The sequence below is a fragment of the Bradyrhizobium sp. Ec3.3 genome (genome assembly GCF_000472925.1).
Taxonomy (GTDB): Bacteria; Pseudomonadota; Alphaproteobacteria; order Rhizobiales; family Xanthobacteraceae; genus Bradyrhizobium.
Genome location: NZ_AXAS01000001.1, coordinates 470,100 through 484,207, shown reverse-complemented (window position 1 = coordinate 484,207; position 14,108 = coordinate 470,100). Strand labels below are relative to the sequence as shown.

General features: G+C 63.9%; 15 protein-coding genes and 1 pseudogene. 9 read left to right on the top strand and 7 right to left on the bottom strand.

Going from position 1 to position 14,108, the window contains the following annotated elements; all coding sequences use genetic code 11:
- The 3 genes and pseudogenes from YUU_RS49925 to YUU_RS0102435 all read left to right on the top strand — a co-directional run.
- A pseudogene (locus tag YUU_RS49925) lies at positions 1-563 on the top strand (ABC transporter substrate-binding protein); the annotation flags it as partial.
- 72 nt (positions 564-635) lie between these two features.
- Positions 636-1,409 (top strand): ABC transporter ATP-binding protein, encoded by a 774-nt coding sequence (locus YUU_RS0102440; protein ID WP_027520920.1) that lies wholly within the window; start codon positions 636-638, stop codon positions 1,407-1,409.
- A complete protein-coding gene (locus tag YUU_RS0102435; RefSeq protein WP_027520919.1) occupies positions 1,402-2,229 on the top strand; it encodes an ABC transporter permease in 828 nt (275 codons plus the stop codon). Before YUU_RS0102440 ends, YUU_RS0102435 begins: the two co-directional genes overlap by 8 nt.
- Before the next feature lie 280 nt (positions 2,230-2,509).
- Here the strand turns inward: YUU_RS0102435 and gtdA are convergent, their stop codons facing one another.
- On the bottom strand, positions 2,510-3,550 hold the full coding sequence (gtdA, locus tag YUU_RS0102425) for a gentisate 1,2-dioxygenase (RefSeq protein ID WP_027520918.1): 1,041 nt from the start codon (positions 3,548-3,550) through the stop codon (positions 2,510-2,512).
- Positions 3,551-3,746: 196 nt separating this feature from the next.
- On the opposite strand from gtdA, the gene maiA reads away from it, so the two are divergent.
- Both maiA and YUU_RS0102415 read left to right on the top strand, forming a co-directional pair.
- Complete coding sequence (maiA, locus tag YUU_RS0102420) at positions 3,747-4,379, top strand: maleylacetoacetate isomerase (protein WP_027520917.1); 633 nt, start codon at positions 3,747-3,749, stop codon at positions 4,377-4,379.
- Positions 4,369-4,881, top strand: a complete 513-nt coding sequence (locus YUU_RS0102415) for a MarR family winged helix-turn-helix transcriptional regulator (RefSeq protein ID WP_027520916.1) — start codon at positions 4,369-4,371, stop codon at positions 4,879-4,881. Before maiA ends, YUU_RS0102415 begins: the two co-directional genes overlap by 11 nt.
- A 33-nt stretch (positions 4,882-4,914) precedes the next feature.
- Here the strand turns inward: YUU_RS0102415 and YUU_RS0102410 are convergent, their stop codons facing one another.
- The 4 genes from YUU_RS0102410 to YUU_RS0102390 form a co-directional block, all read right to left on the bottom strand.
- A complete protein-coding gene (locus YUU_RS0102410) occupies positions 4,915-6,072 on the bottom strand; it encodes an FAD-dependent monooxygenase (protein WP_027520915.1) in 1,158 nt (385 codons plus the stop codon).
- Positions 6,073-6,163: 91 nt separating this feature from the next.
- Positions 6,164-6,379 carry a hypothetical protein gene (locus YUU_RS0102405; RefSeq protein ID WP_027520914.1) on the bottom strand — a complete coding sequence of 72 codons (216 nt, stop codon included), beginning with the start codon at positions 6,377-6,379 and terminating at the stop codon, positions 6,164-6,166.
- A 134-nt stretch (positions 6,380-6,513) separates the two neighbouring features.
- Positions 6,514-7,335, bottom strand: coding sequence for a cysteine rich repeat-containing protein (locus YUU_RS0102400; RefSeq protein ID WP_027520913.1), 822 nt, complete (start codon positions 7,333-7,335; stop codon positions 6,514-6,516).
- A gap of 165 nt (positions 7,336-7,500) precedes the next feature.
- Positions 7,501-8,502 (bottom strand): NADP-dependent oxidoreductase, encoded by a 1,002-nt coding sequence (locus tag YUU_RS0102390; RefSeq protein WP_027520912.1) that lies wholly within the window; start codon positions 8,500-8,502, stop codon positions 7,501-7,503.
- A gap of 213 nt (positions 8,503-8,715) precedes the next feature.
- Here YUU_RS0102390 and YUU_RS0102385 point away from each other — a divergent pair, with 213 nt between their 5' ends.
- Positions 8,716-10,011 (top strand): dicarboxylate/amino acid:cation symporter, encoded by a 1,296-nt coding sequence (locus tag YUU_RS0102385; protein WP_027520911.1) that lies wholly within the window; start codon positions 8,716-8,718, stop codon positions 10,009-10,011.
- A gap of 12 nt (positions 10,012-10,023) precedes the next feature.
- Positions 10,024-10,941 carry an amino acid ABC transporter substrate-binding protein gene (locus YUU_RS0102380; RefSeq protein WP_027520910.1) on the top strand — a complete coding sequence of 306 codons (918 nt, stop codon included), beginning with the start codon at positions 10,024-10,026 and terminating at the stop codon, positions 10,939-10,941.
- A 270-nt stretch (positions 10,942-11,211) separates the two neighbouring features.
- On the opposite strand, the gene YUU_RS60995 is transcribed toward YUU_RS0102380, so the two are convergent.
- Positions 11,212-11,481: a hypothetical protein gene (locus YUU_RS60995; protein ID WP_084801316.1), complete on the bottom strand. Its 270-nt coding sequence runs from the start codon at positions 11,479-11,481 to the stop codon at positions 11,212-11,214.
- Positions 11,482-11,642: 161 nt separating this feature from the next.
- Positions 11,643-12,560, bottom strand: a complete 918-nt coding sequence (locus YUU_RS0102375) for a RimK family alpha-L-glutamate ligase (protein WP_027520909.1) — start codon at positions 12,558-12,560, stop codon at positions 11,643-11,645.
- Positions 12,561-12,610: 50 nt separating this feature from the next.
- Here YUU_RS0102375 and YUU_RS58305 point away from each other — a divergent pair, with 50 nt between their 5' ends.
- Together YUU_RS58305 and YUU_RS0102370 are read left to right on the top strand one after the other, a co-directional pair.
- Positions 12,611-12,769, top strand: a complete 159-nt coding sequence (locus YUU_RS58305; protein WP_156944048.1) for a hypothetical protein — start codon at positions 12,611-12,613, stop codon at positions 12,767-12,769.
- A gap of 160 nt (positions 12,770-12,929) precedes the next feature.
- On the top strand, positions 12,930-13,703 hold the full coding sequence (locus tag YUU_RS0102370; protein ID WP_027520908.1) for a ferredoxin--NADP reductase: 774 nt from the start codon (positions 12,930-12,932) through the stop codon (positions 13,701-13,703).
- The last annotated feature ends 405 nt before the right edge of the window (positions 13,704-14,108 follow it).

The following is a 14,108-nucleotide window of genomic DNA, read 5'->3' as shown; positions in this document are numbered from 1 at the left end:
ACTATTCGCTCGGCCTGCTCGCGGACAAATATGGCTTCAAGCTATCAGACGTGAAGATCGTGCCGCTGCAGTCGCTGTCGAATGCGGCGGCTGCGCTGAAGGGCGAGACCGTCGACGCCGCGCTGCTTCCCATCTCCACCGCGCGAAAGCTGATGGACGAAGGCGGCGCGAAATTCCTGGGCTGGGTCGGCGACGAGACGCCCTGGCAGCTCGGCGCCGTCTTCGCCTCGCCCAAGACGCTCGCCAACAAGGTGCTGGTGACGAAGCTGCTCGGTGCGTTGGCAAAAGCCGATCGCGAATATCACGACGTCATTTTGACCGCGATGAAGGACAGCACCGTGCCGATTAACGAGCAGACAAAACCGCTGCTCGAGATCATCGCAAAGTACACCAACCTGCCGGTCGAGCAGGTGGTCGGCAATTGCGCTTATATCGATCCGGACGGCAAGCTGGACGTGAAGAACGTCGACAACCAGATCAAATGGCTGCAAGCGCAGGGTTTTGCCGACAAGGGCTTTGACGCGGACGCGATCATCGCGAAGGAATATGTGAAGGCGGATTGATTGCTTTGTTCGTCATTCCGGGGCGCCCGGAGGGCGAGCCCGGAACGACGGACGGGAGATGGACGAGACCGCATGGACCTGATCGCCAACCACATCACTCACCGCTTCGGCGAGCTCGCTGTGCTCGATGACGTCTCCTTTACCGTCAGCGCGGGCGAGGTGGTGGCGATTGTCGGGCCGTCGGGCTGCGGCAAGAGCACGCTCTTGTCGATCCTCGGCGGGCTGCTGCTGCCGTCATCGGGCGCTGCGGAACTGCGCGGCGCGCCGCCTGCGGACAGCCTCAATCCGCTGACCTTCGTGTTCCAGGATTTTGCGCTGCTGCCCTGGGCCACGGTGGAGGAGAACGTCGAATTCGCACTGCTGCACACCCAGCTCTCGCCCGCGCAGCGCCGCGCGCAGGTTGGCGATGCCCTGCGCCGTACCGGCCTCACTGATTTTCGCACGGCCTATCCAAAGCAGCTCTCCGGCGGCATGCGCCAGCGCGTCGGCATTTCGCGCGCGCTTGCGGTGAGACCCGCAATTCTCTTGATGGACGAGCCACTCTCTGCGCTGGATTCGCAGACCCGCGAGCTCCTGATGGAAGACTTCGTCGGCCTGCTCGCCGATGGCGGCATGGGCGCGGTCTATGTCACCCACAATCTCGAAGAGGCCGCTCGCCTTGCCGACCGCATCGTGGTGCTGTCGCGGCGGCCGGGCCGCATTCGCGAGGTCGTCACGATACCGATGACGCGCGCCGAACGCGGCGAGCCTGCTGCGCGTGAAAAACTGCTCATGCTCCAGAACCAGATCTGGTCGCTGATCCGCAACGAGGCGATCGATGCCGAGCGCGAGGTCCAGCATGCTTGATCGCGCAACCCAGGCCGAGACGCTAGCAAAGGACGTGGTGACGCGGCCGGTCCGCTTCCGCGGCGCGGGCTTCGTGCCGGCGAGCAGCCGCTTTGGCGGGTGGGTCGCGCTCGCGCTCGTCATCGCGATGTGGCAGATCGCCGGCAGCGCGCGCCTCGTCAATCCGCTGTTCCTGCCGGCGCCATCGGCGATCGCGCGTGCGATCTACGAACTCGCGATCTCCGGCGCGCTCTGGCAGCATCTCTCGGCCTCGCTGCTGCGCATCGGCATCGGTTGGCTGGTCGGCACCGCGGCGGGCGTCGCCGTCGGCTTTGCCATTGGTCTGTCGCGGCTGGCGCGCAGCGTCGGCATCACCTTCATCTCGGCGCTGTTCCCGATCCCGAAGATCGCGCTGTTGCCGCTGCTCATCCTCTGGCTCGGCATCGGCGAAGAACCAAAGATCGCGACCATTGCGCTCGGGGTGTTCTTCTCGACCGCGATCTCGGTCTACAGCGGTGTCGATGCGGTGCCGCGCAACCTCATCCGCATGGCGCAGAGCTTCAACGTCCCGTTCGCGACCATCGTGCGCAAGGTGATCTGGCCGGGCGCGCTACCCTCGATCCTCGCCGGCTTCCGCATCACCGCGTCGGTGGCGCTCCTGCTTGTTGTCAGCGCCGAGATGATCGGCGCCCAGTTCGGCATCGGCGCCTTCGTGCTCCAGGCCGGCAATCTCATGCAGACGGATCAGCTGCTTGCGGGCGTAGTGATCCTGTCGGTATTCGGGCTTGCGGTCGGGAAGGTGATCAACTGGCTGGAAACGCGGCTGTTGCACTGGCGCTAGCCAGGTTCGTCATTGCGAGGAGCGAAGCGACGAAGCAATCCAGACTGTCTCCGCGGAAAGATTCTGGATTGCTTCGCTGCGCTCGCAATGACGATGTGGATGGAGATGCGCGCCACAACTTCCACCGTCGTCCCGGCGAAGGCCGGGACCCATTACCCCAGGGAGAAGTTTGGCGAAGATTCGTCGTTCGGGATGAGCACCGCGCGCCAAGGATAGATCACGCGGTATGGGTCCCGGCCTTCGCCGGGACGACACGGAACGTTTGGCGAGCAGCTCGTGGTCACACGTTCCCGCGATCCTCGCGGAAGAGGTCGAGCTTCTGCTGCACCGGGCGATCGGAGAAGCTGAACAACACGGCGTCGGTCTCGGCCTCGTGCGTTACCCAGTGCCAGCTCGGCGCCACGAACAGGTCGCGCGGGCCCCATTCGAAGGTCGCATCGCCGATGCGGGTGCGACCCTTGCCTTCGATGGCGCAGAACACGGTGGCATCGGTGGAGCGATAGCGCGCGGTCTTGAAACCCCTTGGCAGGAGCTGGATGAACGTGCCGATGGTCGGCATCGCGTAGTCGCCGGTCTCGGGGTTGCTGAACTTCAGCTTCAAGCCGTGGCAGGCGTCCCATTCCTCGCGCGCTTTGGCTTTTTCCAGGGCCTCGCGGGTGTAGGCATAGGGGTAGCTGAAGATCGGCGAGGTCTTCGACGATCGCTTCACGTCGACCGGCAGCAGATTGTGGCCGTAGCGCGCAAAGCTGTCGCCAGCGGGTTTGGTGATCCTCTGCTGATCCTCCTTGGCGCCTTCCGCGAATGAGCAGTCGAAGAATTGTACGAGGGGGATGTCGAGACCGTCGAGCCAGAACATCGGCTCATCCGTCTCGTTGGAATGATCGTGCCAGGTCATCGATGGCGTGATGATGAAGTCGCCGGGCTCCATCGCGGTGCGCTCGCCGTCAACGGCGGTGTGCGCGCCCTTGCCCTCGAGCACAAAGCGCAAGGCCGACTGGCTGTGACGATGCGCAGGCGCGACGTCGCCGGGCACCACCATCTGCACGCCGGCATAGAGCGAGGTCGTGATCTTCGACTGCCCGCGGAGGCCGGGATTTTCCAGGATCAGCACCCGCCGCTCGGCTTCCTTGGCGGTGATCAGCCTGCCCGCTTCGGTCATGTAGTCGCGGATGATGTCGAACTTCCACAAATGCGGCCGGCAGGCGCTTTTCGGCTCCGGCGTGATCAAATCGCTCATCACGGTCCAGAGCGCGGTGAGGTTTTCGCCGTCGATTTTCCTGTAGAACGCTTCGCGTTCCGGCGTCTTCGCTACGGCTTCCATGGCGAGCCTCCCGTTCGTTTTGTAGATTGACAGTATACTGCCAATCTAGGTAGCGTCAACTTGACACGCCGTCATTCCGGGGCTCGCGAAGCGAGAACCGTGGTGCGCAATTGCGCACCTGAGAATCTCGAGATTCCGGGTTCGATGCTGGCGCATCGCCCCGGAATGACGGGAAAGATAATGAGGGAGGATTCCGATGAAGCTGCACGGCTATTTCCGCTCAAGCGCGGCCTACCGGGTGCGGATCGCTCTGAACCTGAAGGGCCTGACCGCCGCTCACCTGCCGCATCATTTGCGCAAGGGCGAGCAATGTGCGCCGGCCTATCTCGCCATCAACCCGCAAGGGCTGGTGCCGGCGCTGGAGGACGATGCGGGCACAATCCTCACCCAGTCGCTCGCCATCATCGAATGGCTGGATGAGAACCACCCCAACCCGCCGCTGCTGCCCAAGGATAGCTTGCGCCGCGCCAAGGTGCGCGCGTTTGCGCTGGCGATCGCCTGCGACACCCATCCGGTGCAGAACCTGAAAGTGCTGGCGCGCCTGCGCGAGCTTGGGCTGGCGGAAGAGAAGGTTCAGGAATGGGCCGCCTGGGTCAATCGCGAGGGGCTTTCGGCCTGCGAGACGCTGGTGAAAGACGAAGTGGGGCCGTTCTGCTTCGGCGACGCGCCGACGCTCGCCGATCTCTGCCTGGTGCCGCAGCTCGGCAATGCCCGCCGCTTCGGCGTCGACGTCTCGGCCTATCCGCGCCTGCTCCAGGCGGAGGCCGCGGCTAAGGCGCTGCCGGCCTTCGCGAATGCTGCCCCAGAGAAGCAGCCCGATGCCGAGTAAGCCTGCTCCTCCGATCACGATGGACGCGGTCTATGCCGCGCCGGGCTATCTGTTCCGGCGCATGCAGCAGATCGCGGTCTCGATCTTCATGGAGGAGTGCAAGGCGTTCGACCTGACGCCGGTGCAATATGCGGCGCTGGTTGCGATCCACACCCATCCCGGCATCGATGCGACGCGGCTGTCGGCGGTGATCGCCTTCGACCGTTCGACCCTCGGCAGCGTCATCGAGCGGCTCCAGGCCAAGGACTATATCGAGCGCAAGCCGGCGACCGAGGACAAGCGGATCAAGCTGCTCTATCTGACCAGGCAAGGTGCTGGGATCCTCAAGGACATCATCCCCGCAGTCGAGCGCGCGCAGGCGCGCATGCTGGAGCCGCTCAAGCCCGCCGACCGCAAGACGCTGATGACGCTGCTCGTGCAGCTCGTCGATCTCAACAACGAAGCCTCCCGCGTCCCCCTGCGCGCCGAAGACGCGCTGGAGCATCTGGGGAAGGCGGGGTGAGGGTGGCGATGTGAGTGAGGCTGCACGCGCGCCTCACCCACCGCCGTCTTCCTGGCGTGCGCTCCCACCGTTCTTTTCCGCCTCGTAGCGCGCCATGAAGGCCGGCGACATATGGCGCAGGCGCGCATCGTCGATCCGCCCGGAGCGGGTGATGTAGCTGTAGGCAAAATCCATCAGGTCGAGCTTCATGTGCTCGGCAAAGTGCTCGTACCAGCCGGCCGAGGTGCGCGCGGCGCTGACGAGCTTTTGCACGATCGGCTTGCGCTCGGCCTGGTAGCGGTGGAGCGCGGTGGCAAGATGCGCGTCGGATTCCAGCGCCTTCACCAGCGAAATCGCGTCCTCGATCGCGAGTCGCGTGCCCGAGCCGATCGAGAAATGTGCCGAGTGCAGGGCATCCCCGATCAGCACCATGTTCTTGAACGACCAGTGCTCGTTCCAGACCCAGGGGAAATTGCGCCAGACCGATTTGTTCGAGACCAGGCAGTGGCCGCCGAGCGTGTCCACAAAGACCTCCTCGCACACGCCCTTGGACTGCTCGACGTCCTTGTAGGCAAAGCCATAGGCCTGCCAGGTGGCATGGTCGCACTCGACCAGGAAGGTGCTCATGGTCGGCGAGTAGCGGTAGTGATGGGCGTTGAAGGCGCCGCGGTCGGTCTTCACGAAGGTCTGGGACAGCGTGTCGAAGCGTTTCGAGGTGCCGTACCAGACGAATTTGTTGGAGCAGTAGGACAGCGAGGTTCCGAAATCGCCCTCGAACGCGCGGCGCACCAGCGAGTTGAGCCCGTCGGCGGCGACGATCAGATCATGGCCGTTGAGCTGATCGATCGAATGGATCTGCGTGTCGAAGCGCGGCGTGACGCCGGCATCGATCGCGCGCTGCTGGAGGAATTTCAGGAGATCGAGCCGCCCGATCGAGGAGAAGCCGACGCCGTCGATGGCAACGCTGTCCCCGTTCAGGTTCAGCGTGATGTTTTCCCAGCTCTCCATGTGCGGCGTGATCGCGTCGACGGTCTCGGGATCGTCGGCGCGGAGGAACTCCAGCGCCTCATCCGAGAACACCACGCCAAAGCCCCAGGTCGCGTCGGCCGGGTTCTGCTCGAACAGGTCGACCTGGTCGTCGGGGTGACGCTTTTTCCAGAGATAGGCGAAGTAAAGCCCGCCAGGCCCTCCGCCAATCACGGCGATCCGCAACGTCGTCCTCCCTGATTGACAGTGTGCTTGTTATCTCGAGCTGAACTGGTCTGGCCCGGCCCGCGGCGCCAGAGCCATGATCGTCGGGTCCTCAGACGCAGCGCTTCACCCAGGCGCCGTTCACCAGCACCGTGGAGCACCTCACCGCCGGAACCGGCTCCCTGACCACCACCGCGGCATTCGGCCCGGCGCATCCGGCGCGATAGACGCCGCGCGCGCACACCACGGCATTGGCGTCGGGCGCTTCGACGACCATCGTCGCCGCGAAGGCGAGGATCGCGGACGCAATAAGCAGGCATGAACGCATGGTCTCCTCCCGGTCTTATCGTGATCAAAATCGAAGAGTCAGCAACCTCTCTGTGGCGGTATCGTCTGCGCACGCCGCTAGACATCGCCGCGCGGAACTGGCCATGCGCGGCGTTGTACGATCCTAGCGCGATCTTAGCGCGTGGCGAAGGGGGCCAGGACCTCCTTGCAGGCGGGCGACAGCGAGGCCGCGTTGGTTGCGAGGCACTGCGCGATGCGGCCGCCGCCCGGTGCCACGCCGGCGCACAATGTCCGGACATCGCCGTCGCATGCCGAACGCACGATGAGCAGTTCTTCGCGTGGCCGCAAGGGCCGCAGCACGATCACCGTCGGCGCTGCTGCAGGTGCAGCCGCCGTTGGGGCCGCGCCCGCAGTCGCTGCGGCGGCGGGAGCGCCGCCACCGCCGGTCGCGGCGCTCACCGCCTTCGCGCAGGCGGGCGAGACTTTCGCCTTGTTCTTTTCCAGGCATTCCAGCGCGGGCGCGCCGCCGGGCGGCACGCCGGCGCAGACTTTTGGATAGTCGGAGCGGCAGGCGCTCTTGATTACGGACACCTGTGCGCTGCCCGGCTGCTTCGCCGCGGCGGCTTTGGGTGTCTCGGCCTTGGGTGCTTCGGTCGTGGCGGCCGGCTTGCCGGGTTCGGCGGCAGGCGCCGATTCTGCTTTCGGTGCGGCCGGGGCGGCTTCTGTCTTTGGCGCAGCCGCCGGTTCGATCGCGCGCACCGCGCTCTGGCAGGCCGACGACAGGCTCGACATGTTCTTGTTCAGGCATTGCAGCGCCTCGGCGCCGCCCGGCGTCACGCTCGCGCAATGCGCCTGATAGTCGGCGCGGCACGCGGACCGGATCGCACTCTTCTGAGCGTCGGTCGGAGCCTGCGCGAAGATCGGTGCTGCAGTTGCGAAGAGAGCCGCCGCCAGCAACGCGTTGCGCGTTGCGACAATTCTCGAGCTGTCGAACATTTGCGTCAATTCCTGCCCTTGGAAGCTCATGCCTTGAAAATCGGAGCTTCGAAAAAGTCATATGATCGCAATCGGCGCGAGGGTCATCTCGCGCGCGGCATCATTGGCCGCTTTGGCCTCTACCGCAAGTAGATTATGCCCGCCGAATGTGGCGGGACAACATCGTCAGAGCTTGACCATGCGCTTGCCGCGGTTCTCGCCCGCAAGCAACCCGATCAGCGCCCGCGGCGTGTTCTCGAGGCCGCCAATGATGTCCTCCTGCACCTTCAACCGTCCCGACTTGACCCAGGCTTGCAGGTCGGTGAGCGCACGCTGGCTCTGGTTCATGTAGTCCATCACGATGAAGCCCTGCATCACGAGCCGCTTCACCACGATCAAGCCGGGCACGCCGCGCGGGCCATGCGCGGACGGCGCGCCGTCATATTGCGAGATCGCACCGCAGCAGGCGATACGGCCGTAATTGTTCATCTGTGGCAGGCAGGCTTCCAGAATGTCGCCGCCGACATTGTCGAAATAGACGTCGATGCCATCAGGTGCAGCCGCGCGCAGCGCCTTGAATACCGCGCCGTCCTTGTAATCGACCGCGGCATCGAAGCCGAGTTCCGAGGTGAGCCAGTTGCATTTGTCCTCGCCGCCGGCGATGCCGATCACGCGACATCCCTTGATCTTGGCGATCTGTCCGACGATCGATCCGACCGAGCCGGCAGCCGCCGAGACAACGACCGTCTCGCCCTCCTTGGGCTTGCCGATCTCCAGCAGGCCGAAATAGGCGGTGAGGCCGGCGATGCCGAATACGCTGAGCAGATGCGTCAGTGGCTCGAGCTTCGGCATCTTTGTAAGATGCTTTGCGGGCACCGCGGCGTAATCCTGCCAGCCGGTATCGCCGAACACGATATCGCCGGCAGCGATCCCCGCTGCCTTGGAGCTGACGACCTCGGCGATGGCGCCGCCGGCCATCACGCTGTTGGCCTCGACCGCCGAGCGATAGGTTGCGCCATGCATCCAGGCTCGGTTGGCAGCATCGAGCGAGATGTAGCGCACGCGCAACAGCGCCTCGCCGTCGTTCGGCTCCGGCACGGTGCCTTCGACCATCTTGAAATGCTCCGGTCCAAGCTTGCCGCTCGGCTTCTCCACCAGGAGAATCTGGCGATTGACGGTCCCGCTCATGGGTCATCCCCTCTCTAATTGTTTGACTTTTATTGATGCAGATGTCGCGCAGAAAACATGCAAGCCGCATCCGTTGTGCGCTGCGTGAAAGCTAGATCGCTCCACCCATTTTCACAACGGGAACATCCGGCCAACGCGGGCGCCCGCCAAGCGTGTTGCGTCGCTGTCAAAATCTGCGACACTATGAAACGCCGGTGTACGTGGGGGTAAGAAATGTCGAACAGGTTCACGCAATACATTCTGGCCGCGATGGTGCTGGGCATCATTGTGGGGTCGGCGATCTACAATTTCATGCCCGACACCCGTGCCGAATGGGCGGCCTCGATCAACCTGATCGCCATGATGTTCCTGCGCCTGATCAAGATGATCATCGCGCCGCTGGTGTTCGCAACCCTGGTCGGCGGAATCGCGCATATGGGCTCGGGCGCAAGGCTCGGGCGGATCTTCGCCAAGACCATGGGCTGGTTCGTCAGCGCCTCCTTCGTGTCGCTGATGCTCGGCCTCGTGATGGTCAATCTGCTCCAGCCCGGCGCGAATTTCCCCGGCACGCTGCCGGAGAAGGGGCAGTCGACGGGATTGCCCGTTTCGGCCTTCTCGATCGAGAAGTTCCTGACCCATCTGATCCCGACCTCGATCGCGGATGCGATGGCGCAGAACGAGATCTTGCAGATCGTGATCTTCGCCGTGTTCTTCTCGGTCGCGATGGGCGCCATGCCTGAGCGCTCGAAGCCAATCCTGCAACTGATCGACGACGTCGCCCACATCATGCTGAAGGTGACGAGCTATGTGATGCTGTTCGCGCCGCTCGCGGTCTGGGCCGCCATCACCGCAACCGTCGCCAAGAACGGCCTCCTGGTGCTGTGGAAGCTCGTCGTGTTCATGGGCGGCTTCTACCTGTCGCTCATGATCCTCTGGGCCATCCTGGTCATCGTCGGCTTCATCGCGATCGGGCCGCGCTACAGCCATCTGTTGCGGCTGATCCGCGAGCCGCTGATGATCGCGTTCTCGACCGCGAGTTCGGAGGCCGCCTATCCGAAGACGCTGGAGGGGTTGACCAAGTTCGGCGCCTCCTCGCGGATCTCCAGCTTCGTGCTGCCGCTCGGCTATTCCTTCAATCTCGACGGCACGATGATGTACTGCACCTTCGCGAGCATCTTCATCGCGCAGACCTATCACATCGAGATGCCGCTCGCGACGCAGCTTGCGATGCTCGCCACGCTGATGATCACCTCCAAGGGCGTTGCCGGCGTGCCGCGTGCCTCGCTCGTGGTGATCGCCTCGACGCTCTCCCAGTTCGGCATCCCCGAGGCGGGCCTGCTGATGATCATGGGCATCGACACTTTCCTCGACATGGGGCGGAGCGCCACCAACGTGATCGGCAACTCGCTCGCCACCGCCGTGGTCGCGAAGTGGGAAGGCGAACTCGGGCCCGAGCATGCGCTCGGACCGGGTGAGGCTCCCACGCCGGACATGGTGCCGGGCGAAGTGCCCGCGATGGCCGGCCACTGACGGGAGCGCGTCATGCGCCTGATATCGGCGATATCGGCAGGCCTGTTGCTGGCATGCGTGCTGGCAACGGGAGCCTCGGGGCAGACCGGCGGCAGCGAAGGGTTGAGCCCGACGCTGTCAGCGATCAAGAGCGCCCATGTGGTGCGGCTCGGCTATCGCGAAAGCTCGCTGCCGTTCTCCTTCCTCGATCAGGCGGGCCGGCCGATCGGCTACAGCCTCGAGCTCTGCGAGGCCATCGTGGAGGAGATTGGCATCGAGGTTGACGATCCAAACCTGCGGATCGATTACGTCAAGGTCACCTCGGACGACCGCATCGACGCGGTCCTCCAGAACAAGATCGACCTAGAATGCGGCTCGACCACGGCCAATGCCGAGCGCGCCAAGCGCGTCGCGTTCTCACCTCTGATGTTCGTGGCCGGCACCAAGCTGATGGTGCCGAAGGCGTCCACCGTGTCCGGGGTCACCGACCTCAAGGGCAAGACGGTGGTGGTGACCAAGGGCACCACCAACGAGCAGGCGATGCATGCGGTCGACAAGAAGTTTTCGCTCGGCCTCAACATCATCACCTCGCCCGATCACGAGCAGTCGTTCCAGATGCTGGCCGACGGCAAGGCTGACGCGTTCGCGACCGACGACATCCTGCTCTACGGCCTGATCGTGCGCCACAAGGCGCAGGACAAGTTCCGCGTCACCGGCGATTACCTGTCCTACGACCCCTACGGCATCATGTTCCGCAAGAACGAGCCGCAACTATCGGCCGTCGTCGAGCGCACCTTCCGCAAGCTCGGCTCCAACCACGATCTCGTCCCGCTCTACAACAAGTGGTTCGTGGCGCGGCTGCCGACCGGCGAACGGCTCAACGTGCCGATCTCGCTGCAGCTCGAGGAAGCCTTCAAGGCAATGGACGATTCGCCGGGCGCGAATAATTAGCGCCTACGATTGAGCAGCACTCGAGCCTCACGCTCGCTGCTGTCCCTTCTCCCCATGTGGGAGAAGGTGGCGCGAAGCGCCGGATGAGGGGTTGCATCCACATACTCAACTTCGCGAGGTCACTCGCGGAGAGAGACCCCTCACCCGTCTCGCCGCTTGCGCGGCGAGCCACCCTCTCCCACAAGGGGAGAGGGTGCAGCGGTCGCGTGGCGGACCAAGAACCTGGCGCACCGGCTGCCGCCAAGGGCTCGTGACCCGCAAAAGAAGCCCTTACCGCCGAACCCCGACGCGATTGACGCCCCCATTCCAATTGCCTGGACCGGCCGTGCCAGCGCGGACCGCGGCACGTGCCACCGGCCGGGGCCTGAGCACGACGCCTGCTCTTGCGACGCAACTGGGCGGATAATCAATGTACTGGCAGTACACGACCGCTTTGGCTGGTGCTGGATTGAGAGTGACGCCTGCAAATCCTAACAGGACGCTGGCAGCGATCCCCGTAACTGTGACGGACTTGATCGAAAGATGCTTCCTCCGATGCATGGTGATCCTCCTCCTCGCGCGTGCGAAACTACGGCAGCCCATGTGCGGCCGAACCTAACGTGAGGACCAGGGATCAGCCGACCTTGACGTAGATCAACGGTGCGCCGGCCTGCAGCCGCCGCTTCGGTTCAACGGCAGGCCAGCGTTCGCCTAATGGCCCGCTATCCGAACACCCGGTCCAGCGCCGCGTCATACGTTGCCTGAACGAGTTCCGGATACAGCTTCCCCAGCGCCTCCATCATCACGCCGGAGTTGATCTCGAGCACTTTCCACACGCCATCGACACGGACGAGGTCGATGGATGCGAAGGTGATGCCGATGGCGCGGGCGGCATCGATCGCGAGTTTTGCGCAGGCCGCGCGCGTCTCGCCGCCCTCAATGAGAACGGGCTTCGCGCCGGCATCGAGATTGTGGCGCCAGGTGAGGACGCGCCGCTCGCCCTTTGGAACGACGGCGTCGAGCGCGTGCGCGTCGAGATCATCCAGCTTCACCTTGGGCACCGCGCGCGCCAGTTCGCGCAGCGTCTGCACGCCGTCGCCGGTGACCGACGGCCGCTCCTTGCCATAGACCGCCATCGGCGTCTCATCGAGGAGAATGACCCGGACCTCGTCCTCGATATCGACATAGGGCGCGATCACGAGGCCCAGGCTCATCGCAAAGACCTCGCTCACGGCGCGTTCGAGCTCGGCGCTGCCTGTCACCTTGACGACTGACCGGCCGGCCGTACCCTCGTTTGGCTTCACCACGAGCCCTTGCGGATTCTGGATCAAGAGCCGGAGCATTGCCTCCCACCACCGCGGTCCGGCGACGTGCTCGCCCAACTTCGGATTGAGGAAGAGGTGATGGGCGATAGAGGGCACGCCCGCCAGCGCGAGCACCTCTGATGTGGCCGATTTGTCGTTCGCGAGGCGATGCGCAATCGCGCTGTTGAGACCGATGTCGTAGCCGAAGGCGAAGCGGCGGGTCTCGCCCCGGTCCATCGCGATCAGCCAGCCGTCTGCGCGCACGTCGATGGCGACGCCATGCCGCGCGCAATAGCTCCGTATCGCCTGGACGAATATCCGTTCATTGTTTGGCATCATGCTTGTCCCGCCAAAAGATCGCTTCATGCCGGAATCGGCGGTCTGCCATGGCCAAAAGCACAGCTATTCTTAATGAATTTCTCGCGAGCGAAATGGAAATTAAGTGCTGCCAGCTGCGCCGTTTAGGCAAAGAAATTGCTGCAATGCGGCCCGAAAAGAGAAAATCGTTAATTATCCTTACAAATCAACGGGAAGGGCCGGTTTGATCGGCATCAATTGCTGCACGAACGAGGTTGATTATTGACCTCAATGGCGTACATCAACGACGCGAAATCATCCGCCATGACAGTGGTGTTCGCCCCCAACGTCGAAGGGGCCGGGCAACCCTTTTGTTCAAAACCGCATAGATTCGGAATATCGAAACACATGAGCGCGTTTTATCGAGAGAAGGTCCTTTCCGTCCAGCACTGGACCGATACCCTGTTCAGCTTCCGCGCGACCCGCGACACCGGCTTCCGGTTCCAGAATGGCCAGTTCGCGATGATCGGCCTCGAAGTGGACGGCCGTCCGTTGCTGCGCGCCTACAGCATGGCGAGCGCCAATCACGAGGAAGAGCTCGAGTTCTTCTCGATCAAGGTCCAGGACGGCCCGCTCACCTCGCGCCTCCAGAAGATCAAGGAAGGCGACACCATCCTGGTCGGCCGCAAGGCGACCGGCACGCTCGTGGCCGACAACCTCATTCCCGGCAAGCGGCTTCTCCTGCTGTCGACCGGCACCGGCCTCGCGCCGTTCGCGAGCCTGATCAAGGACCCCGACGTCTATGACCGGTTCGAGACCATCGTGCTGGTTCACGGCTGTCGCCAGGTCTCCGAGCTCGCCTATGGCGAGCAGCTCGTCGCGACCTTGCGCGATGACGAACTGTTCGGGCCGATGCTGTCCGAGAAGCTGGTCTATTATCCGACCGTGACCCGCGAGCCGTTCAAGAACCGCGGCCGCATCACCGACCTCATCAACTCCGCGCAGCTCTTCAACGACATCGGCCAGGCTCCGCTCGACATCGCAACCGACCGCATCATGATGTGCGGCAGCCCGGCGATGCTCGAAGAACTCCGCGGCATGTTCGAAGGCCGCGGCTTCACTGAGGGCTCCGGCAGCGAGCCCGGCCATTTCGTGATCGAAAAGGCCTTCGTGGAGCGCTGATCTCCGCGCGGAGAGTGGCGCCCCCACTCTCGCCAAACTTTCCCATCGTCATCCCGGGGGCGCGAAAGGCGCGAGCCCGGGACTCCGCGCGAGCGCTTGCGCTCGTCGCGAGAGCCCCGGCTGGAGTTGTGGCGCGAGACGGTGGCTACAAGTCTTCGCGTATCGTTGAGCCGATCCGGGCACCGTCCGTGCCTCATTCCAATCCAGTCTATTGCACTGCAGCAGCCCGCCCGCCCGGCGGATTGATTTGCGCTGGCCGAATTCGGTAGCCTGAAACCGGAAGCCGCGTCATATCCGTATGAAGGCGCAGCCGTATAGTAGCCCGTCAGCCCGACGAGAGGATGTGATCGTGTCCAACGTCAATAAAGCGCACAACCAGCCCAGGGGACCTCTCGAACAGGGCGT

Bases quoted from the DNA above. Each gene is read 5' to 3' on its own strand.
- YUU_RS0102380 (WP_027520910.1), top strand. From the start codon at position 10,024: ATGCGCCTGATATCGGCGATATCGGCAGGCCTGTTGCTGGCATGCGTG.
- maiA (WP_027520917.1), top strand. From the start codon at position 3,747: ATGAAGCTGCACGGCTATTTCCGCTCAAGCGCGGCCTACCGGGTGCGG.
- YUU_RS0102390 (WP_027520912.1), bottom strand. From the start codon at position 8,502: ATGAGCGGGACCGTCAATCGCCAGATTCTCCTGGTGGAGAAGCCGAGC.
- gtdA (WP_027520918.1), bottom strand. From the start codon at position 3,550: ATGGAAGCCGTAGCGAAGACGCCGGAACGCGAAGCGTTCTACAGGAAA.
- YUU_RS0102370 (WP_027520908.1), top strand. From the start codon at position 12,930: ATGAGCGCGTTTTATCGAGAGAAGGTCCTTTCCGTCCAGCACTGGACC.
- YUU_RS0102405 (WP_027520914.1), bottom strand. From the start codon at position 6,379: ATGCGTTCATGCCTGCTTATTGCGTCCGCGATCCTCGCCTTCGCGGCG.
- YUU_RS0102435 (WP_027520919.1), top strand. From the start codon at position 1,402: ATGCTTGATCGCGCAACCCAGGCCGAGACGCTAGCAAAGGACGTGGTG.
- YUU_RS0102385 (WP_027520911.1), top strand. From the start codon at position 8,716: ATGTCGAACAGGTTCACGCAATACATTCTGGCCGCGATGGTGCTGGGC.
- YUU_RS58305 (WP_156944048.1), top strand. From the start codon at position 12,611: ATGGCCAAAAGCACAGCTATTCTTAATGAATTTCTCGCGAGCGAAATG.
- YUU_RS0102440 (WP_027520920.1), top strand. From the start codon at position 636: ATGGACCTGATCGCCAACCACATCACTCACCGCTTCGGCGAGCTCGCT.
- YUU_RS0102415 (WP_027520916.1), top strand. From the start codon at position 4,369: ATGCCGAGTAAGCCTGCTCCTCCGATCACGATGGACGCGGTCTATGCC.
- YUU_RS60995 (WP_084801316.1), bottom strand. From the start codon at position 11,481: ATGCATCGGAGGAAGCATCTTTCGATCAAGTCCGTCACAGTTACGGGG.
- YUU_RS0102400 (WP_027520913.1), bottom strand. From the start codon at position 7,335: ATGTTCGACAGCTCGAGAATTGTCGCAACGCGCAACGCGTTGCTGGCG.
- YUU_RS0102375 (WP_027520909.1), bottom strand. From the start codon at position 12,560: ATGCCAAACAATGAACGGATATTCGTCCAGGCGATACGGAGCTATTGC.